Genomic DNA, 19725 nt, shown 5'->3' with positions numbered 1-19725 from the left:
TGTCGGGCGTCATTCGCGGCGGACGCGTGATTCCGCTAGACTGTCGAGGTTGTCTGCCTTGCGGCGTCCATTCGGGATTCCAGAGGCGGGCACGTGCACACACCCTCCTGCTCCCGGGAAAGTCCCGAGAGCCGTTCTAGTCCGAAGGAGGTGGGTAAGTGACGCACCAGTACGAACTCATGGTCATTCTGACCCCCGAGATCGACGAGCGCCAGGTCGCCCCGACGCTCGACAAGTTCCTGAAGGTCATCACCAACGATGGTGGCTCTATCGAGAACGTCGACATCTGGGGAAAGCGCCGTCTCGCATACGAGATCCAGAAGAAGACCGAGGGCATCTACGCCGTCGTCAACTTCACCGCGACCAGCGCCGCCACGCAGGAGCTCGACCGTCAGCTGAAGCTGAACGAGCAGATCATGCGCACCAAGGTGCTCCGCGCTGAAGAGGCTCAGGCGATGATCGCCTCCGAGGCCAAGCGCTCCGAAGAGAAGGCTGCCCGCAAGGCCGCCAAGGCTGCGAAGGCCTAAGTCTCATGGCCGGCGAAACCGTCATCACCGTGGTGGGAAACCTCACGGCCGACCCCGAGCTGCGCTACACGCAGAACGGGCTGCCGGTGGCGAACTTCACCATCGCATCGACGCCTCGGAACTTCGACCGTGCCGCGAATGAGTGGAAGGACGGCGATGCGCTGTTCCTCCGTGCATCCGTCTGGCGCGAGTTCGCCGAGCACGTGGCGGGTTCGTTGACGAAGGGCATGCGCGTCATCGCGCAGGGCCGTCTGCGTCAGCGCTCCTACCAGGACCGCGAGGGCAACCAGCGCACCGCGATCGAGCTGGAGGTCGACGAGATCGGCCCCTCGCTCCGGTACGCGACCGCGCAGGTCACCCGTGCGGCCTCGACCGGCGGTGCCGGCGGTGCCGGTGGCGGTGGACAGTCCCGTCCCGCGCAGCAGCAGGTGTCGGAGGAGCCGTGGTCCACGCCCGGTTCGTCGACCAGCGCGGATGCCTGGAGCACTCCCGGCAGCTTCGGCGACGACACCCCGTTCTGAACAACTTCTGGATCCGGCCTGCACGGCCGGCATCCGCTCATCACTAAGGAAAAACTATGGCTGGAAAGTCGAGCGGCGACCGCCGCAAGCCGCGGAAGGGTGGCAAGCCCACCGCTCCCGCGAAGTCCATCCGGGTCGGTGTCATCGATTACAAGGATGTCGCCACCCTTCGCAAGTTCGTCTCGGAGCGCGGCAAGATCCGTGCCCGTCGTATCACCGGTGTCTCGGTGCAGGAGCAGCGTCTGATCGCCACGGCGATCAAGAACGCGCGCGAAATGGCGCTCCTGCCCTACGCTGGCGCCGGCCGGTAAGGGGTATCGAGATGGCAAAGCTGATTCTCACGAACGAGGTCGCCGGGCTCGGTAGCGCCGGTGACGTGGTCGAGGTCAAGAACGGGTACGCCCGCAACTTCCTCATCCCGCAGGGCTTCGCTACGGCGTGGACCCGCGGTGGCGAAAAGCAGGTCGCATCGATCCAGGCCGCGCGTCAGGCACGCGCGATCCACGATCGTGACGACGCTGTCGCACTGAAGAACGCTCTCGAGGGCACGAAGGTGCGCCTCACGGTCAAGGCCGGCAAGGAGGGTCGTCTCTTCGGCTCCGTCAAGACCGACCACGTCGCGGATGCTGTCGCAGCCGCCGGCCTGGGCTCGATCGACAAGCGCAAGGTGCACATCCCGTCGCCCATCAAGGTGACCGGTGAGCACGAAGCGACCGTGCGTCTGCACGACGACGTCACCGCAGTGATCACGCTGCAGGTCGTCGCCGCCAAGTAAGGCACGTCGAGAACGCCCCCTGTCCTTCGGGACAGGGGGCGTTCTGCATTCCGAGGGTGATCGGCGCCGCCTCACCCGTTCCGACCGTGCACCGGTCGGGCGTTCGCCGGGGGTTCGCCGACCTCATCGACGGTGTGGCCGCTGCACGCCGTCGCGGTCACGCTGGCCCTCTCGACACGCGACACGGTGAACCACCGCATGGCGTCGCGCAGTCGGCACCATCCGACCAGATACCACTGGCCGTTCGTGGAGGCGAACAGCACGGGTTCGACATCACGGGTGGTGGTGCTCCCGTCTCCTGCGGTGTAACGGATGCGTACCACCCGCTGCTCCGCCATGCCCTCCTCCAGTGCCGATCTGATCGCACGTGAGGGGGTGGGTGACGCGTCGACCCAGACGCGGTGGGCGAGTTCGTCGGCTCGCGCACGGGTGCGGGGATCGAGCACGTCGAGGATCTTCCGCACGCCGGCCGCGGCCAGATCCGCATAGGGCGCATCGGGTGAGGCAGCCACGGCCGCCAGCAGTGCCACGGCCTGCGCAGGGGAGAGGGAGACGGGCGGCAGCGATGCCCCCACCGCCAGTCCATAGCCGCCACCCGGACCGGGGCGTGACCACAGCGGTGCTCCACCGCGCTCGAGGGCCGCCAGGTCGCGCTTGACCGTGCGCACGGACACCTCGAACTCGCGGGCCAGGCGTTCGGCCGACGTCCCCCGCGACCCGCTGCGGCGCAGCATCTCGGAGAGGGCATGCAGACGCTCTGCGCGCTTCATCGTTCGATCCGTGGGGAATTCATGACATGAATAGTGACACACACCTGTCCACAGTGCGGAGCAGCATGGGGGTATGACACACACGACGAGCACTCCGACCATCCTTCTCATCGCGGGCCATTGGCTGGGTGCCTGGGCGTGGGACGAGGTCCTCGAAAGCCTCGGCGCCGACAGGTCTCGCGCCGTCGCGATGACGCTGCCGGGTCTCGACGCGACCGACCCCGCGCGGGCGGCGAAGACGCTCGATGACCAGGCCGACGCGATTCTCGACGAGGTCGGCCGGCTCGGCGTCTCGGAGCAGCAGCCCGCGATCATCGTCGCGCACAGCGGGGCGAACGCCCCCGTGAGTCTCGTGCTCGACCGACACCCCGCCCTGATCGCACGCGTGGTGTGGATCGACTCCGGCCCGGTGGCCGCCGGGAGCGTGTTCGCGCCCGACCTTCCGGACGACGCGGAGGAGCTTCCGCTTCCGCCCTTCGAGGTGCTGGGACAGCAGGCGAGCCTCGAAGGCCTGAGTGCAGAGGTGCTCGAGCGCTTCCGCGAGCGGGCCGTTCCCGAGCCCGGGCCCGTGCTGCGTCAGCCCGTCGAGCTCACGAACGACGAGCGACGCGCGATCTCGACCACCCTCATCTGCTGCTCGATTCCGAGTGCACAGCTGCTCGAACTCGCGCGCGCCGGTCATCCCATGTTCGCCGAGGTCGCGATGCTCGACCACCTCGACGTCGTCGACCTGCCCACGGGGCACTGGCCGATGTGGAGCCGTCCCGGTGACCTCGCCGAGCTGATCCAGGCGGCCGCGTCGCGCGGCCGCTGAACCCACCCCTGAGCCAGCGCCCCGATCCCGTACCCCGGCACGGATGCCTGGAGAAAGCGCGGAAGTCGGGAGAATCGGGTGGGTCCGCAGGGGATCCGCCCGATTCTCCCGACATGTGCCGCACGTCGCCGTGCCTCGGGGCTACGGCTTCTCGGACGTGACCTCGAAGATGTCCGTCGACGTCTCGGCCGAAGCGGCACGACGCTCCTCGCGCCGGGCTCGTCGCGCGGCGCGCTTGGCGATCCGGCGTTCCCTACTGCGCTCCACGAGCGTGTAGAGAACCGGGACCAGAACCAGAGTCAGCAGCGTCGACGACACCAGGCCGCCGATCACGACGATCGCCAGCGGCTTCGAGATGAACACTCCGCCGCCGGTCAGCCCGAGAGACATCGGGACGAGCGCGAACACGGTCGCGGCCGCCGTCATCAGGATCGGGCGCAGGCGCAGGCGGGTTCCATGCTCCACCGCCTCGTCGAGACTCGCTCCCGCACCACGAAGGCGGTTCACGAGATCCATGAGCACGATGGCGTTCGTCACCACGATGCCGATGAGCATCAGGAGTCCGATCAGGGCGGGAAGACCCATCGGGGTTCCGGTGAGGAGCAGGCCGAGGATCGCGCCGGTCGCTGCGAACGGGATCGAGATGAGCAGCACGAGGGGTCCGCGGAAGTTGCGGAAGGTCGCCACCATCACCAGCAGCACGAGAACGATGGCGGCCAGCATCGCCAGTCCGAGCTGGCTGAAGGCCTCATCCTGTTGTGCGGACGCGCCGCCCTGCAGGAAGGTGACTCCCGCCGGCAGATCGGTGTCGGCGATCGCCTTGTCGATCGCCCGACCGGCAGCCGCGAGCCCGCCCTTCTCCGGGGTCACGGTCAGCGTGACCTGACGCTCGCCCTCGGCGCGCGTGATGGTCGGCGCCGTGAGCTCTTCCTCGACGGTCGCGATCGCGGCGAGCGGGATCGCCGTGCCGGTGACCTCGGCGGCCGCCTTCTGCTCGGCCTCGGCGGCATCGGCCTCGGCCTGCTGGGCCGCGGCGTCGCTGCGGCTCTGGCGCAGGGCCTTGATCTGCTCGTCCGCCGCCGCGACGCCGGACTGGGCCCCCTCGATCGCACCCTGCAGCGCCGCGAGCTGCTCGGCGCGTTCGGCCTGCGCTTTGAGCACGGCCTCCTCATCCGGGCTCAGCGGGTCTTCGGGCACGATCGGTGCCGCCGAAAGCTCGGCGAGCTGCCTGTTCAGGGCCCCGATCTGGCCGGCGAGCTCGGCGCGCTGCTTCGTGGCGGTGTTGATCTGCGAGTTCAGTTCGTTCTCGGCCTTGGTCTTCGCCTCTGCGGCCTTCGCCTCCGCCTTGGCCTGGAGCGCATCCGCTGCCGCCTTCTGCGCCTCGGCGGTCTGCTGGGGCGTGACCGGGAGCATGATCTCACCGATCTTGTCGGCGGTGCGCGCCGCACCAGGGGTGCGCACGACGATGTCGCGCTCGCGGCCCTCGTACATGAGCGTGCCGACCGTGGTGCCGGAGAGTGCCTCCTGCACGGCCTTCGCGATCGTGGCGCGGTCGAAGCCGAGGCGCGCGGCCAACGGTTCGTCGACCTTCACCCGCAGCACCGGCTGCTCGCCTGCGAGCTCGCTCTTCACGGAGCGCACGCCGTCGGCGTCGGCGAGCTGCTTCTCGAGCAGGTCGCTCGCCGCGCGCAATGCTGCCGGATCGTTGCCCTGGATCTGCAGGTCGATGCCGTCACCGGCACCTGCCAGCGAGGCGTCCTGCGACGCGAGGTCGATCTCACCGCTGTCGGGAAGCCCGTCGAGCGCCTTCTGCACCTCCGATTCGACCTCGGCGACGTCGGAGCCGTCCTTCAGACGGAGGTCGTACGTGATCGACGCCGGGGTGCCGGGAGTGGGGACCGGGATCGAGGTGGTGATGTCGGCGATGCCCGGAACCTTCCCGAGAGTCTTCTCCACCGGCTCGGCCGCGGCGACCATGTCGGCGGTGGCTTCCTTCGGGGGCGTCTGGACGACCTGCAGGGTGGCCTGGCCGGAGGAACCGAGGAAGTCGGTCTGGATGAACGGCGTCATCCCCAGCGTGGCGACGAGCAGCAGCGCGGAGGCGACGAGGGTGATCACGGGGTGACGACGGGTCGCGTTCAACGCCGGCATGAACGTGCGCTGCAGCCGGTCGGGGGCGGTGTGGATCTCGTCGAGCTCGGACGGGACGTCGCTCTCGGCAGACGGCGACGGCGAGACGGCCGCCGCGGCAGGAGCCGCGACCTCTGCCGCCACCGCGGTGGCTGCGGCGGCAGGAGCCGCGTCGGTCGTCATGCCCTCGGCCGCGGGCTGAGCCGTGTCTGCGTCGGCGGCGCGCTGCTTCGGAGCCTTGTTGAGGAACCAGGATGCGAGCACCGGCACGATCGTGAGCGAGACGACGAGCGAGGCGAGAAGCGCGATCGAGACGGTCACCGCGAACGGTCGGAACAGCTGGCCGGCGATGCCCGAGACGAATGCGATCGGCAGGAAGACCGCCACCGTGGTGAGTGTCGAGGCGGTGATGGCCCCGGCGACCTGACGCACAGAGGCGACGATGCCGTCGATCGTGAGCGGGCCGTCACCACGGCGTCTGGAGATGTTCTCGATCACCACGATGGAGTCGTCGACGACACGTCCGATGGCGATGGTGAGGGCGCCGAGGGTGAGGATGTTGAGGGTGTTGCCGCTCCACCACAGGCCCACCAGGGTGATCAGCAGCGACAGCGGGATCGACACGGCCGCGATGACCGTCGAGCGCCACGAGCGCAGGAACGCGAGGATCACGAGCACCGCGAAGAGCAGACCGAGCCCGCCCTCGACGGAGAGGTCGTGGATCGACTGCTCGATGTAGGGGGCCTGGTCGAAGATCGTGACGAACTCGGCGTCGAGGATCGGCGCGAGCCGGTCGAGCTCGGCGTTCACGCCGTGGGAGATGTCGACGACGTTGGCACCCTGTGCCGGCATCACCTGCAGCGTGAGCGACGGCTTGCCGTTGACGCGCGAGATGGTCTCCGCCGGCACGGTCTCGACCGTGACGTCGGCGAACTCCGCGACCGTGACGGCCCCCTCGCTCGTGGGCACCGGGAGCGCCTGGATGTCTTCCGGCGTCGCGAGACGCGACCCCACCGTGATCGAGAGGGGGCCTTCGGCGGAATCCGCCTGTCCAGCCGGGAGGGCGGCGCCATGCGCTTCGAGGATCGGTCCGAGCGTCGAGGGCTCGACCTTCAGGCGGGTGACGTCGGCAGGGCGGAGGTCGATCGTGATGCGCTGCGTCTCCTGGCCGGCGAGCGTGACGTCGCGCACACCCGGCACGCCCTTCAGCGCCGGGACGACGGTCTGCTGGAGCGCATCGCCGAACGCCTCCTGGTCGCCGCTGGTGCCGGCGCTCAGTGCCATGGCCGGCAGGTCGCCCGCACCGCCGGACGCGACGCTGACCTCCGTGTCCGAGGGGAAGCTCGGCTTCAGCGACTCGGCCGCGCTGCGGATGGTGCGCAGCGTCTCCTCGTCGTCTTCGCCGAAGGTCCACTCGACGAGCACCTGCGCGTTGCCGCTCGATGTCGTCGAGGTCACGCTCGTCACGCCGGGAACCGCTCGAACCGCCTGTTCGAGCGGCTCGGTCACGCTGCTCGCCATCTCCTCGGGTGCCAGGCCCTGCGACTGTGCGGAGATGAACGCCATCGGAGCCTGCAGCGAGGGCATCAGCTCCTGCTTGAGGGAACCCATCGATATCAGGCCGAGGACGACGACGGCGAGCGTCGCGAGAGAGAGGATCAGGCGGTTCTTGAGACTGCTGCGTGTGAGGAACGACATGGAGCGATGAGGTGCTTTCGGCTGGGTCGCTGCGGCAGGCCGAGAAGCACGCGCGCGACGCGGAAGCCGCCTGTGGTCACCCGACCCTCGTCACTCTGAACCGGATCCTGTGGCTCCGGCTCAGCGCGACGAGAGGCGACTGAGCTTCGGCGACACGATCGACAGTTCGAGCCTGCCGGGTCGAGGGTGCCGGGGCATCCTCCCGCGGGGTGATCCTCGTCCCCCCGCGGGTGGACTCGGCGTGCCCGGCCCGACATGCGTCCCGGGCGCCCCGGCGTGCGCACGCCGAGGCGCGGCAGTGGTCCCGCGACGCGAGGTGATTTTGGATCCAGAATGCAGAGTTGGCCGGGATGATCCGATACTCTCGCTCCCATGGTGCAATCAGGGAACGCCGCGTCGCCCAAGGAACGGGCCGAGGCTCTGCAGAAGCTCGCGCAGCGACATGGAGCCGGATACCGGTCCGTCGGAGCGATGGCCTACGACATCATCCGCGATGCGATCCTCGACGGCACCCTGCCTCCGGGGATGAAGCTGCGACAGGAGACCCTGGCCGAGTCCATCGGCATCTCGCGACTGCCGATCCGCTCCGCCCTGATCCAGTTGGAGGCCGACGGCCTCGTGGTCTTCCATGCCCGCCGCGGCGCGATGGTGCGGGCACTCTCGGTGCAGGAGGCGACCGAGGTCTACCACCTGCGCACGCTGCTCGAGAAGGACGCACTGCGCCTGGCGATGGAGGAGATCACCCTGGAACGGGTCAGCCGGCTGCGGGAGCTCGCGAAGACGGCGGACGACATCTCGGAGGGCGGCGAGTTCGTCGAGGCCCGCACCGAGTTCTACGCGACGCTCTACGACGCCGAGGCCCGGCCGGTGATGTGGGAGATGATCGAGCAGCTGCGGCTCAAGCTCGGACGCTACGTGCTCGGCTGGCGTCTGGTCTCTCCCGGCGCACATGACCACTCCCACGGTGAGCTGATCGACGTCGTGGCAGCTGGAGATGTGGACGAGGCTCTGCGCGTGCTCGAGTCGCACCTGAACCACGTGCGCGACGGGGTCATCGCACTGCTCGACGCGGCGGCGACCGAGGCTGCCGGCGACGGAGCCTGACGCCTGGGGCGAATGCATGACTCCTACACGGATGCATGACTCGGCACATCAGTCCGTTCATCCATCCGGGCAGCAGTCATGCAGGTGTGCGACTAGGTGACCGTGCTCTCAGGTGACCGTGCTCTCAGGTGACCGTGCTCTCAGGTGACGGTGTCTCAGGTGACGGTGCCGCGGCGAGCGAATCGAGGTTCACGCCAGATCTCGCTGTGCAGCACGTCTTCCAGCGCGTCGATCGCATCCCACACGTCGGTGTAGGAGGTGTAAAGCGGTGTGAACCCGAAGCGGATGAGGTCGGGGGCGCGGAAGTCGCCGATCACTCCGCGCTCGATCAGCGCCTGCATCACCGCATAGCCGTCTTCGTGTCGGAGGGAGACCTGGCTGCCACGGCGGGCGGACTCGCGAGGCGTGACCGGCTCGATGCCCCAGCGCGGTGTGAGGCGGGTGTCGACGAGTGACATGAAGAGCTCGGTCAGCCGCAGACTCTTCTCGCGGAGGAGCTCCAGGTCGACGTCGTCCCAGATGTCGAGGCTCGCCTCGAGTCCGGCCACCGACAGCAGCTGCGGGGTGCCGACGCGGAACCGCTCGATGCCCGGGGCCGGGGTGTAGTCCACGGTGAAGTCGAACGGCCGCGCGTGGCCGTGCCAGCCGGTGAGGGCGGGGTGGGCAGCATCGTGATGCCGAGCGGCCGCCCAGATGAACGAGGGCGAACCGGGGCCGCCGTTGAGGTACTTGTAGGTGCAGCCGACCGCGAAGTCGGCGTCGGCGGCGTTCAGGTCGATCGGCACGGCACCGACGCTGTGGCACAGATCCCAGACCACGAGGGCGCCGGCGGCGTGGACCTTGCGCGTGACCTCGGCGATGTCGTGCATGCGTCCCGTGCGGTAGTCGACCTGGGTGAGCACGACGACGGCGACGTGATCGTCGAGCACGTCGTCGAGCGTGGGGCCGTCGTCGGAGATCAGCCGGCGCTCCAGGGGCGTTCCGCTGCCGAGCAGCTCCTGCACCGCTTCGAGCATGTAGAGGTCGGTGGGGAAGTTGCCCCGCTCTGCGACGATCACGCGTCGTCCCGGTCGGAGTCTGACCGCAGCGACCACGGCTTGGAACAGGCTTGTCGAGGTGGAGTCGCCGAGCACGACCTCTCCGGCATCCGCTCCGACGAGCGGCGCGATGCGGTCGCCGATCGTGCGCGGCTTGGCGAACCACCCGGCATCGTTCCAGCTGCGGATGAGGCCGGTGCCCCACTCCTCGGTGATCACGCGCTGCAGGTGCGCCGCGGTGTGGCGGGGCAGCGCTCCGAGCGAGTTGCCGTCGAGGTAGATCACGCCGTCGGGCAGCACGAAGCGCTCGCGCATCGAGGCGAGCGGATCGGCATCGTCGAGGGCCGTGCAGGTCGCGCGGTCGATGGCGGGGCGGGTGGAGGTGGTGCTCATGCGGCGGGTCCGTTCGAGGTCATGCGGGTCAGCGCCCGAGGAATCGCAGGGCGTTGTCGCGGCGGATGGCGCTCTTCTGCGCCTCGTCGAGGAAGTCGGCGCGGTCGATGACGCCGCCGACGGGTCGCTCGCCCAGGGGGTAGGGGTAGTCGCTGCCCACCATCACCTGGGAGGCGCCGAGGGTCTCGACCAGCACGCGCAGGGCCACGGGGTCGAACACGACGCTGTCGACGCTGAAACGGTCGAGGTAGGCCGAGGGCGGCCGCTCGCTGACGCCGATGAGGTCGGGGCGTTGCCGCCAGGCGTTCTCGAACCGGCCCAGCCAGAACGCGAACGAACCACCGCCGTGCGCGAACGCCAGGCGGAGGGTGGGCGGGACGCGATCGAAGACCCCGCCCAGGATCATCGCGATGATCGACAGGTGCGTCTCTGCGGGCATGCCGGTGAGCCACCGGGCCATCCAGCGGTCGAGACGAGGGGAGCCCGGCATGTCCCACGGATGCACGAAGACCGGGATGCCGCTGTCGGCGCAGTGCTGCAGGAAGGTCACCGTGCCCTCGTCGTCGAGGTCGCGGTCGCCGACATGGTTGCCGATCTCGACACCGGCGTGGCCGGAGGCGATCGCGCGGTCGGCCTCCGCGCACGCGGCATCCGGATCCTGCAGGGGGACCTGTGCGAACGGGATCAGCCGGTCGGGGGCGGGGGCGCAGATCTCCAGGGCCAGGTCGTTGAAGATGCGCGCGACCTTCACGGCCTCGTCACCCGACTTGTCGTACGAGAAGAACAGCGGCGTGGGAGAGACGACCTGCATCTCGACGCCGTCGGCATCCATGTCGGCCACGCGCACGGACGCGTCCCAGCAGTCGTCGCCGACGCGCCGGAACTCGGTCTCGCCGAGCATGATCATCGCCTCGCGCTCGGAATCCACCCGCAGGGTCGGCCAGAGACCCGGCCCGACCTGTGTCGACAGGTCGGGCCAGGAACTCGGCACGAAGTGCGTGTGGACGTCGATCGTGCCCAAGGGGCTTCAGCCCTTGCCGGGGTGGACGGCGCCGCACTCGGGGCAGGTGCGCCCCTCTTCGCTCTCGTAGAAGTCGCGGAACACCGGCGGCAGGTCCTCGACGATGTCGCGCACCTGCAGCTCGACCTCGTGCACCTTGGCGTTGCAGTTCGGGCAGAACCAGGCGAACTTCTCGAGCGTGCCCTCTTCGCGGATGCGCTCGATCACGATGCCGATGGAGCCCTCTTCGGGGCGCTGCGGGGAGTGGAAGACGTTACCGGGGAGCAGCCACATCTCGCCCTCGCGGATGTCGATGCGCTGCAGGCCGTCGGGGGTCTGGATGTTCACGTGCATGTTGCCGCGGTACTGGTAGAACCACTCCTCGTACGGGTCGAAGTGGAAGTCGGTGCGCTGGTTCGGGCCGCCGACGACCTGCACGATGAAGTCGCCCATGGGCGTCCAGGCGGCCTTGTTGTTGACCGGCGGCTTCAGGAGATGCTCGTTCTCCTTGATCCATGCGGGGAAATCGATCACGGGTGGGATGACGGGTGTGGTGGTGCTCATTTCTCCTCCTCGAGAGTGGCAGCGGTGTTGTGGTCGGCGGTGGTGTGGTCAGCGGTGTTGCGATCGGTGGTGGTTTCGGGGCGGCGGGCGACCGCCTGGATCTCGATGCGCAGATGCGGATGCGGCAGGGCGTGCACGGCGACCGTCGTGCGGGCGGGTCCCTGCTCGTCGAAGTACTCGGCCCAGACCGCGTTGTAGGGAGCGAAGTCGTTCATGTCGACCAGGAAGCTCGTCGCCTGCACCAGGTCGTCGAGTGCGCAGCCGGCGGCGGCCAGCACCTCGCGGATGTTCTCGATGACCGCGCGGGTCTGCACCGCGACATCGAGCCGGGTCGCGCCGAACTCGTCGACCTCCGCTCCGGCGATGGAGTTGTCGGGGCGTCGGCTGGACGTGCCCGAGACGAAGACCAGGTCGCCGGAGACCTTGGCATGCGGGAAGCGACCTCGGGGCGTCGCCTTGCCCTCGACGAGGATGCCGCGTGATGTTGTCATCGTGATCCCTTCTCGAGGCTGTCGGATCCGTCGTGGGTGTGGATGGAGACGCGTCCGAGGCCGGTGATCGTCGCCTCGACCGTGCCCTGGTCGGGCAGCGGGACGGCGGCGGTCGCGGCACCGTCGAGGAGGACCATGCCGGCGCGGAGCGTGAAGCCGTGACGGGAGGCGAGGCGTGCGGCTGCGGCGATGGCACGGGCGGGGTCGCCCAGGATGGCCGCCGTCGAGCCCGTCGCGCTGACCCTGCCGTCGACCTCGAGCCGCACGGCCCGGTTGTCGAGAGCGCCGGCTCGGTTGAACGGGGTCCAGGGGCCGATCACGTACGCGGCGGCTGACGTGTTGTCGGCCACGACGTCGGAGAGGCGGAAGCGGAAGTCCCGGTACCGCGAGTCGATGATCTCCAGCGCGGGGGCGACCGCGGCGATGACCTCCGACAGCGGACGCCCGGGCCCGGACCCGTCGATGTCGGCCGACAGAAGGTACGCGACCTCCGGCTCGATGCGCGGGTGGATGGCGGACCGCCGGTCGAACAGCGCGCCGTCGTCGAGGCGCATCGCATCGGTGAGACTGCCGATGATGACGTCATGCACGCCCATCTGCTGCGCCTTGGCCTGGCTCGTGAACCCGAGCTTGAGGCCGGTGAGGCGCTCGCCGCGGGCGAGCCGACGGGCGATCAGCGCATGCTGCGTGGCGTAGGCGGTGTCGAGATCGACCTCTGCGGATGCGGAGAGCTGGCTGATCGCGGTCGCGGTGCGCTGCGCGGTGTCGAGCGCGGCGGCGAACACCGCGTCCGCGGTCATGCGGTCACCCCCGAACGGTCGGCGACCAGGTCGAGCGCGACGTCGACGATCATGTCCTCCTGGCCGCCCACCATGCGACGGCGCCCCAGCTCCACGAGGATGTCGCGGGCGTCGAGGCCATGCTTCTCGGCCGCGCGCTCGGCGTGCAGCAGGAAGCTCGAGTACACACCCGCGTAGCCGAGAGTAAGGGTCTCGCGGTCGACGCGGACGGGGCGGCGCTGCAGCGGACGCACCAGTTCCTCCGCCGCATCCTGCAGTGCGAACAGATCGCAGTCGTGCTCCCAGCCGAGCAGGTCGGCAACCGCGATGAACGCCTCGATCGGACAGTTGCCCGCTCCGGCACCCTGCCCTGCGAGCGAGGCGTCGACCCGGTACACACCGTGTTCGACGGCCGTGACGCTGTTGGCCACGCTCAGCGAGAGGTTCTCGTGTGCGTGGATGCCGATCTGCGTGCCGGGGTCGAGCACCTCGCGGTAGGCGTCGACGCGGTCGGCGACGTCGCGCATCGTGAGGCGCCCGCCCGAGTCGGTGACGTACACGCAGTGCGCGCCGGCCGCTTCCATGATCTGTGCCTGCTCCGCGAGACCGCGCGGGTCGTTGAGGTGGCTCATCATCAGGAAGCCCGAGACGTCCATGTCGTGCTCGCGCGCCCAGGTGATGTGCTGGATGGCGACGTCGGCCTCGGTGCAGTGCGTCGCGACCCGCACGCTCGCGACGCCGAGGTCCCGGGCCCGGGCGAGGTCGTCGATCGTGCCGATGCCGGGAAGGATCAGGGTGGTCAGGACCGCACGGTCGAGCACCTCGGCCGCCGCCTCGATCCACTGCCAGTCGGTGTGCGCTCCCTGCCCGTAGGCCACACTCGAACCGCCGAGGCCGTCGCCGTGCGCGACCTCGATGGCATCAACGCCTGCCGCCTCGAGAGCACGGGCGATATCGCGCACCTGGTCGGTCGTGTAGCCGTGGCCGATCGCGTGCATGCCGTCGCGGAGGGTGACGTCCTGCACGTAGACGCGGGGAGTGGTGGTCATGCGGGAACCCCTGTCCGTTCGGCGACGAGTCGTTCGGCCGTGCGCAGGGCGGCCGAGGTCATGATGTCGAGATTGCCCGCGTACTCCGGAAGATAGTGGCCGGCGCCGGCGACTTCCAGCAGCACGGTCACGCGCGTGCCCCGGAACGGTCGGTCGAGTGCGGGCACGTAGGCCTCGTCGACGGCGTCGAACTGCACCTGCTGCTTGAGCCGGTAGCCCCCGACGTAGGCCTGCACCGCGGCGACCATGTCGGCGACCGAGGCGCTGACGGCATCCCGATCCAAGGCTTCAGGGTCGCCCTCGACCAGGCAGAACACCGTGTCCCTCATGATGAGCGGCGGGTCGGCGGGGTTGAGCACGATGATGGCCTTGCCGTGATCGGCGCCGCCGATCACCTCCAGCGCACGGGCCGTGGTCTCGGTGAACTCGTCGATGTTCGCTCTGGTGCCGGGACCGGCCGACTTCGAGGCGATCGAGGCGACGATCTCGGCGTAGGCCACCGGGGCGACGCGCGACACGGCGGCCACCATCGGCACCGTGGCCTGGCCGCCGCACGTGACCATGTTGACGTTGGTCGCACCGAGGTGCGCGTCGAGGTTCACGACCGGCACGACGTACGGCCCGATCGCGGCGGGGGTCAGATCGACCATGACCCGTCCGGCGTTGCGCACGAGGGCGTCGTTGCGGGCGTGGGCGCCGGCCGATGTCGCGTCGAACACGAGCTCGACGTCGGCGAACTCGGGCATCGCGATCAGGCCGTCCACGCCCTCGTGGGTGGTGGCGACTCCGAGCCGGCGCGCACGGGCGAGGCCGTCGGAGTGCTCGTCGATGCCGGCCATCGCGACCACATGCAGCGTGGTCGAGAGCCGCTTCACCTTGATGAGCAGGTCGGTGCCGATGTTGCCCGATCCGATGATGGCGATGCCGACGGTCATGCCGCTGCCCCTTCCGATGACGTGCGCGATGCTGTTCCGGATGCGGCGCCGAAGAAGTCGGCACGCACCTCGCCGAGATCGTCGAGTCGGGCGCGGTACACCCCGGCGGTCGCGTCGACCATGGGGCCGAGGGCTCCGGAGAGGATCACCTCGCCGGCGCGCAGCGGCTGCCCGCGGCGGGCGACCTCGCGAGCCAGCCAGGCGACCGCGATCACGGGGCTGCCGAGGCATGCGGCACCCGACCCGGTCGAGACCGGGCGGCCCTCACGGTCGAGCGTCATGCCGAGCGCGGTCAGGTCGAACCTGTCCAGGCGCCGAGGCGTGGTGCCGAGCACGACCGCCCCGCTGGAGGCGTTGTCGGCGATCGTGTCGGTGATGCGGATGTCCCACCCGGCCACGCGGGAGTCGACGACCTCGATCGCGGGCAGCACGAACTCCGTGGCACGGATCACGTCGGCGACATGGGTGGTGGGGGAGTCGAGGTCGCTGCCGAGCACGAAGGCGACCTCGGCTTCGGCCCGCGGCTGCAGGAAGCGGGCGAGGTCGATCGGCTCGCGGTCGGCGAACATCATGTCGTCGAGCAGCACCCCGTAGTCGGGGCTGTCGACGCCGAGCTGCGTCTGCACGGCGGGGGAGGTGAGGCCGATCTTGCGGCCGACGACCCGTCGACCCTCGTCGAGGCGGCGGGCGATGCCGAGAGACTGCACGGCGTACGCGGCATCCTGATCCGTCTCGCCGAGCAGGTCGCGCACCGGGGCGCACGGGTGCCCAGATTCGGCCGCGCGTCGCAGCCGTTCGTCGGCCGCGCGCACACCGTCGGACTCGGGGAGGCCGGTCACAGCTGCACGCACACGTTCGTCGGCTCGGTGTAGAACTCGAGCGAGTGGTGCCCGCCCTCGCGGCCGATGCCCGAGAGCCCGACGCCGCCGAAGGGGCTGCGCAGGTCGCGCAGATACCAGGTGTTGACCCACGACATGCCCGTGCGCATCTGCTGCGCCACACGGTGTCCGCGGGTCAGGTCGGTGGTCCAGGTGACCGCGGCGAGGCCGTAGTCGGTGTCGTTCGCCAATCGGATCGCCTCCTCTTCGGTGTCGAAGGGGATGAGGGCGGCGACGGGACCGAACACCTCTTCGCGCACGGTGCGGTGGCTGTTGTCGAGGCCCGTCCACAGGGTCGGCTCGATCCACGATCCGCCGTCGAGTCCGTCGCCGAGGGTGGGGATGCCACCGCCCGCGAGCACCGTCGCCCCCTCCGCGACGGCGAGGTCGAAGTACGAGCGCACCTTCTCGCGATGCGCCTGCGAGATGAGAGGACCGGTGGTCGTGGCCGGGTCCTCCGGGCGGCCCAGACGCAGACGGGCGGCGTGCTCGGCGAGGCCGGCGGCCACCTCATCGAAGACCGCGCGCTGCACGTAGATGCGCTCGGTGCACAGGCACACCTGGCCGGTGTTGAGGTACGTGGAGCGGGCGAGCCCGGCGACGGCGGCATCCAGGTCGGCGTCGGCGAACACGAGCGCGGCGTTCTTGCCGCCGAGCTCGAACGAGACCGGGCGCACGCGCGGCGCGACCGCCCGCATGATCGCGGATCCGGTGGACGACTCGCCGGTGAACGTGACCCCGTCGATACCCGGATGCGTGGTGAGGGCCTCGCCCGCGGAATCGGCGCCGAAACCGTGCACGACGTTCACGACCCCGGCGGGCACCCCCGCCTCGGCGAGGATCTCGGCCAGCAGCGTCGCCGACGACGGCGTCTCCTCCGAGGGCTTGATCACCACGGTGTTGCCGGTGGCGAGGGCCGGAGCGAGCTTCCACGTGAGCAGCAGCAGCGGCAGGTTCCACGGCACGATCACGGCGACGACCCCGAGCGGCTTGCGCACGGCGTAGTTCAGGGCGCGCCGGCCGTCGGGCAGCTCGGTGAGGAACGAGTCGAGGCCTGCCGTCGAGACCGTGTCGGCGAAGGAGCGGAAGTTCGCGGCGGCACGGGCCACGTCGAGGTCGCGGGCGAGTGCCTCGGGCTTGCCGGTGTCGCCGACCTCGGCCGCGACGAGCTCATCGGCGCGGCGGTCGATCGCGTCGGCCACACCGCGCAGCAGACGGGCGCGCTCCGCGACCGTCATCCGTCCCCAGGGTCCGTCGAACGCGGCGCGCGCGGCGGCCACGGCGCGGTCGACCTGCTCGGTGCCGGCTTCGTGCACCTCGGCGATGACCGAGCCGTCGACCGGGCTGACCTTCGCGAAGGTGGCGATGCCCTCCACGCGCTCGCCGGCGATCATGTTGTGGATCGCACGGGGCGCTCGCTCCTGCTCGGAGGCACGGAGGGGAGGCGTCATCGTCTCGGAAGGCATGGGCTCAGGCTAGGAACGTTCGAGGGATGCCGACAAATACTCTCTTGATGCACTGCCATGCCCGTACGGCTATAGTCCGGATCATGGTCACCGATCGACTGCTCGACGGGCGGGTCAAGATCCGCCACCTCGTTCTCGTCACCGCCATCGCCGACGAAGGCACCCTGGTGCGCGCCGCCGAGTCGCTGCACATCACCCAGCCGGTCGTCACCCGCGGCCTCCGCGAGGTCGAAGAGGTGCTGGGTGTGCCGCTGTTCGAACGGCTGCCGCGCGGCGTGCGGCCGACGCAATACGGGCACTCGTTCATCGAGCGCGCCCGCTCGGTGCTCGCCGAGCTGCGCGCCGCGGGGGAGGAGGTGCGGCTGCTGCAGTCGGGGCAGCTCGGCACGGTGACCGTCGGCACGCACCTCGCAGGTTCCAACCTGCTGCTGCCGCGGGCCATCGCGGCGCTGAAGGCCGAGCATCCACGGCTGACCGTGGTGGTGCGCGAGGGCACCCCGGACACCCTGCAGCAGCTGCTGCTCGCGGGCGACCTCGACCTGACCGTCGGGCGGCTCTCGCCGACGGTGCCGGTGCGGCTCGAGCAGGAGCGACTGCACCTGGAGCCGATCCGTCTGGTCGCGCGGGCCGGGCATCCGGTGCTCGGCGGTGTCAAGGCGAACTCCCTCGCCGAGCTGATCGCGTATCCCTGGATCTTCCCCGTGGCCCAGACGGCGCTCCGGGCCGAGCTCGAAGCGGTCTTCTTCCACGAGGGGCTGCCGTTGCCGCCCGACCGCGTCGAGTGCACCTCCATGCTGACACTGCGCACCCTGCTGATCTCGACCGACGTGATCGCGGCGCTGCCGATGTTCATCGCCGTCGACGACCGTGAGCTGCGGATCCTGCCCACGCCGTTGAGCTCCATCCGCCGCTCGGTCGGCGTGACGGTGCCGAAGGATCGGGCGCCGTCGCCGGCGGCATCCGCGCTGCTGGCCCATCTGCGCGAAGAGGGCGCCCGCTTGGCGGAGCTCGAGCGGGACTACGCGGAGACGGAGCCGCGCTTCGCCGGCTGATATGCCCGAACGGTCATAGCTCTGACCCGTATGGATATTGGACAGCATCGCTTCACCAGGACGAACCTGATGAGAACGACACCACGTCGTGACGATCTCACCCGATTCAGCCAATGGAGGCGACATGGCCGGCTCTCCCTACGTGCCCGATGCGAAGAAGTACCGCCCGGAGGATTTCCAGCGCGTCGAGGGTGAACCGGCCGATCCCGATCCCTCCAGCTGGGGCATGCAGCCCGACGGTACCTTCCTGCCGCCGGCGCACACGCCGTCCGTCCCGCGCGACGTCTTCATCGACTGGCCGGGCCAGCTCGACTACCGCGACCCCGAGACGTATGCGCTCAACGCCAAGGCTGAGGCGTTCTACCCGATCGTGGTGAACACCAGTCACTCGTGGCAGTGCATCTACGACTGGGACGGCCGTCGCCTCATGCTCCACTACGGCGGCGGCAACCACTGGAAGCTCTACGACATCACCGACCCTCGCGACCTGACGATCGTCGACGAGGAGCAGTGGGGCTGGGACGACCCCCGCCCGCAGTTCGGCGCCACCACGGTGCAGTGGAACCAGAAGCTCGGAAAGCACATCGCGATCCAGGCGAGCGAGACTCCGCGGTACTTCCTCAAGGGGCGCGTCGCCAACAAGTGGATCGACGACACCGTCGAGGGCCAGCTGAAGGAGTGGGAGGGCCTGCGCGGCTTCCGCACGTGGGAGATGAACGGCCCGAGCCCCCGCGACTGGACCCTCCTCACCGAGGTCTCGACCGATCCGAACCACGGGCCGGACGAGATCCAGGAGGGCAACGGCGTGCTCGACCTTCCGGTCTACTACGGCGACAAGTACCTGTTCGTGGCGACCGCGCCCGACAACACCTTCACCAACCAGCCGTACAAGACCACGCTGTGGACCGCCGGACACGCGGCCTACGACGTGTCGGACCCGGCGAAGCCCGAACTGCTCTCGAACTGGTGGGTGCCCGGGTCGCGTGCCGGGGAGGAGGCGGATTCCGAGTACCTCGCGGACAACGAGCGCTGGAACAACAAGACCTCGTGGTTCGGCTCGCGCATGGGCATCTTCCTGCCGCGCTCGGTCGAGTCCGGATGGAAGTACGGCTACGCCGCCCAGGGCGGTCAGGGCTTCTTCGTGCTCGACGTGTCCGATCCCGCGAACATCCACCACGTCGGCTGGTGCCACCTGCCGGTCAGCGTCGCCGGCACCGAGGGCGACAACGTCGACACCACCCAGGTGGAGGAGACGGGCTACGTCTACGTCTCGGGCTACCCGATGAACACCGACTGCTACGAGCCGGCCAAGGAGATCTATCAGATCGACGTGAGCGACCCGACGAACCCGCGGGTCGTGCGCACGCTGCCCCGCCCGACGCCGCCGGCAGACGCCGCGTTCACCGACTGGGCGCAGCGCCGCGGGTCGTTCGGACCCAAGCGCTCGGGCTACTTCACCAACACGGGCACGCCGCACGGCGGCGTCATCCCCTACGCGTTCTACGCCGCGGGGTTGCAGATCTTCGACGTGCGCGACCCGGAGAACCCCCAGGTCGGCGCGTACTTCGTCCCTCCGATCGGCCTCAAGGACGACGATGACCTCGCCGCACCCGTGCACGGCATCTTCGTGGAGTGGGATCGCAACGTGATCTGGCTCTTCGCCAACCACGGCATCTACGCGGTGTCGACCCCGCTGCTGGGTGAACCCGTGGTCGGTCTCCCCGCCACCGAAGGCTGAACTC

Annotated in this window: 19 protein-coding genes; 8 read left to right on the top strand and 11 right to left on the bottom strand. The window is 69.5% G+C overall.

The window, feature by feature from the left end; translation table 11 throughout:
- Positions 1-158: 158 nt before the first annotated feature.
- The 4 genes from rpsF to rplI are packed head-to-tail and all read left to right on the top strand — an operon-like array spanning position 159 to position 1823.
- Positions 159-527, top strand: a complete 369-nt coding sequence (gene rpsF, locus GZ64_RS0117920) for a 30S ribosomal protein S6 (RefSeq protein ID WP_021201450.1) — start codon at positions 159-161, stop codon at positions 525-527.
- A 5-nt stretch (positions 528-532) separates the two neighbouring features.
- Positions 533-1048, top strand: a complete 516-nt coding sequence (locus GZ64_RS0117915) for a single-stranded DNA-binding protein (RefSeq protein ID WP_021201451.1) — start codon at positions 533-535, stop codon at positions 1046-1048.
- 56 nt (positions 1049-1104) lie between these two features.
- Positions 1105-1359, top strand: a complete 255-nt coding sequence (gene rpsR / locus GZ64_RS0117910) for a 30S ribosomal protein S18 (protein ID WP_017829850.1) — start codon at positions 1105-1107, stop codon at positions 1357-1359.
- 11 nt (positions 1360-1370) lie between these two features.
- Complete coding sequence (rplI, locus tag GZ64_RS0117905; RefSeq protein WP_021201452.1) at positions 1371-1823, top strand: 50S ribosomal protein L9; 453 nt, start codon at positions 1371-1373, stop codon at positions 1821-1823.
- A gap of 71 nt (positions 1824-1894) precedes the next feature.
- On the opposite strand, the gene GZ64_RS0117900 is transcribed toward rplI, so the two are convergent.
- Positions 1895-2593 (bottom strand): helix-turn-helix transcriptional regulator, encoded by a 699-nt coding sequence (locus GZ64_RS0117900; protein WP_029268073.1) that lies wholly within the window; start codon positions 2591-2593, stop codon positions 1895-1897.
- Positions 2594-2666: 73 nt separating this feature from the next.
- Between GZ64_RS0117900 and GZ64_RS0117895 the strand changes: the two genes are divergently transcribed.
- A complete protein-coding gene (locus tag GZ64_RS0117895; protein ID WP_029268071.1) occupies positions 2667-3407 on the top strand; it encodes an alpha/beta fold hydrolase in 741 nt (246 codons plus the stop codon).
- A gap of 141 nt (positions 3408-3548) precedes the next feature.
- On the opposite strand, the gene GZ64_RS0117890 is transcribed toward GZ64_RS0117895, so the two are convergent.
- Positions 3549-7235 carry an efflux RND transporter permease subunit gene (locus tag GZ64_RS0117890; protein WP_029268069.1) on the bottom strand — a complete coding sequence of 1229 codons (3687 nt, stop codon included), beginning with the start codon at positions 7233-7235 and terminating at the stop codon, positions 3549-3551.
- A 372-nt stretch (positions 7236-7607) separates the two neighbouring features.
- Here GZ64_RS0117890 and GZ64_RS19560 point away from each other — a divergent pair, with 372 nt between their 5' ends.
- The gene (locus tag GZ64_RS19560; protein ID WP_051668230.1) at positions 7608-8339 is read left to right on the top strand and encodes a GntR family transcriptional regulator; all 732 of its coding nucleotides are present in this window, start codon (positions 7608-7610) and stop codon (positions 8337-8339) included.
- 155 nt (positions 8340-8494) lie between these two features.
- Here the strand turns inward: GZ64_RS19560 and kynU are convergent, their stop codons facing one another.
- The 9 genes from kynU to GZ64_RS0117835 are packed head-to-tail and all read right to left on the bottom strand — an operon-like array spanning position 8495 to position 16931.
- Positions 8495-9769, bottom strand: coding sequence for a kynureninase (gene kynU / locus GZ64_RS0117875; protein ID WP_029268066.1), 1275 nt, complete (start codon positions 9767-9769; stop codon positions 8495-8497).
- 28 nt (positions 9770-9797) lie between these two features.
- Positions 9798-10790 (bottom strand): amidohydrolase family protein, encoded by a 993-nt coding sequence (locus tag GZ64_RS0117870; RefSeq protein ID WP_029268064.1) that lies wholly within the window; start codon positions 10788-10790, stop codon positions 9798-9800.
- Between the two features lie 6 nt (positions 10791-10796).
- Positions 10797-11333, bottom strand: a complete 537-nt coding sequence (locus GZ64_RS0117865; protein ID WP_029268062.1) for a 3-hydroxyanthranilate 3,4-dioxygenase — start codon at positions 11331-11333, stop codon at positions 10797-10799.
- A complete protein-coding gene (locus tag GZ64_RS0117860; RefSeq protein WP_081859807.1) occupies positions 11330-11824 on the bottom strand; it encodes a RidA family protein in 495 nt (164 codons plus the stop codon). The genes GZ64_RS0117865 and GZ64_RS0117860 overlap by 4 nt, the downstream gene beginning before the upstream one ends.
- Positions 11821-12624 (bottom strand): 2-keto-4-pentenoate hydratase, encoded by an 804-nt coding sequence (locus GZ64_RS0117855; RefSeq protein WP_036331809.1) that lies wholly within the window; start codon positions 12622-12624, stop codon positions 11821-11823. Before GZ64_RS0117855 ends, GZ64_RS0117860 begins: the two co-directional genes overlap by 4 nt.
- The gene (gene dmpG / locus GZ64_RS0117850) at positions 12621-13652 is read right to left on the bottom strand and encodes a 4-hydroxy-2-oxovalerate aldolase (protein WP_029268056.1); all 1032 of its coding nucleotides are present in this window, start codon (positions 13650-13652) and stop codon (positions 12621-12623) included. The genes GZ64_RS0117855 and dmpG overlap by 4 nt, the downstream gene beginning before the upstream one ends.
- Positions 13649-14587: an acetaldehyde dehydrogenase (acetylating) gene (locus GZ64_RS0117845; protein WP_029260767.1), complete on the bottom strand. Its 939-nt coding sequence runs from the start codon at positions 14585-14587 to the stop codon at positions 13649-13651. The genes dmpG and GZ64_RS0117845 overlap by 4 nt, the downstream gene beginning before the upstream one ends.
- Positions 14584-15426: a 2-keto-4-pentenoate hydratase gene (locus GZ64_RS0117840; RefSeq protein ID WP_197020546.1), complete on the bottom strand. Its 843-nt coding sequence runs from the start codon at positions 15424-15426 to the stop codon at positions 14584-14586. Before GZ64_RS0117840 ends, GZ64_RS0117845 begins: the two co-directional genes overlap by 4 nt.
- A complete protein-coding gene (locus GZ64_RS0117835) occupies positions 15423-16931 on the bottom strand; it encodes a 2-hydroxymuconic semialdehyde dehydrogenase (protein ID WP_231479928.1) in 1509 nt (502 codons plus the stop codon). The genes GZ64_RS0117840 and GZ64_RS0117835 overlap by 4 nt, the downstream gene beginning before the upstream one ends.
- A gap of 83 nt (positions 16932-17014) precedes the next feature.
- Here GZ64_RS0117835 and GZ64_RS0117830 point away from each other — a divergent pair, with 83 nt between their 5' ends.
- On the top strand, positions 17015-17983 hold the full coding sequence (locus GZ64_RS0117830) for a LysR substrate-binding domain-containing protein (RefSeq protein ID WP_029260764.1): 969 nt from the start codon (positions 17015-17017) through the stop codon (positions 17981-17983).
- A gap of 124 nt (positions 17984-18107) precedes the next feature.
- Positions 18108-19721: an LVIVD repeat-containing protein gene (locus tag GZ64_RS0117825; RefSeq protein WP_051668226.1), complete on the top strand. Its 1614-nt coding sequence runs from the start codon at positions 18108-18110 to the stop codon at positions 19719-19721.
- The last annotated feature ends 4 nt before the right edge of the window (positions 19722-19725 follow it).

The organism is Microbacterium sp. Cr-K32, from assembly GCF_000708345.1.
GTDB lineage: Bacteria > Actinomycetota > Actinomycetes > Actinomycetales > Microbacteriaceae > Microbacterium > Microbacterium maritypicum_A.
The sequence above is the reverse complement of the archived record's forward strand: the minus strand, read 5'-3'. Positions and strand labels throughout refer to the sequence as shown.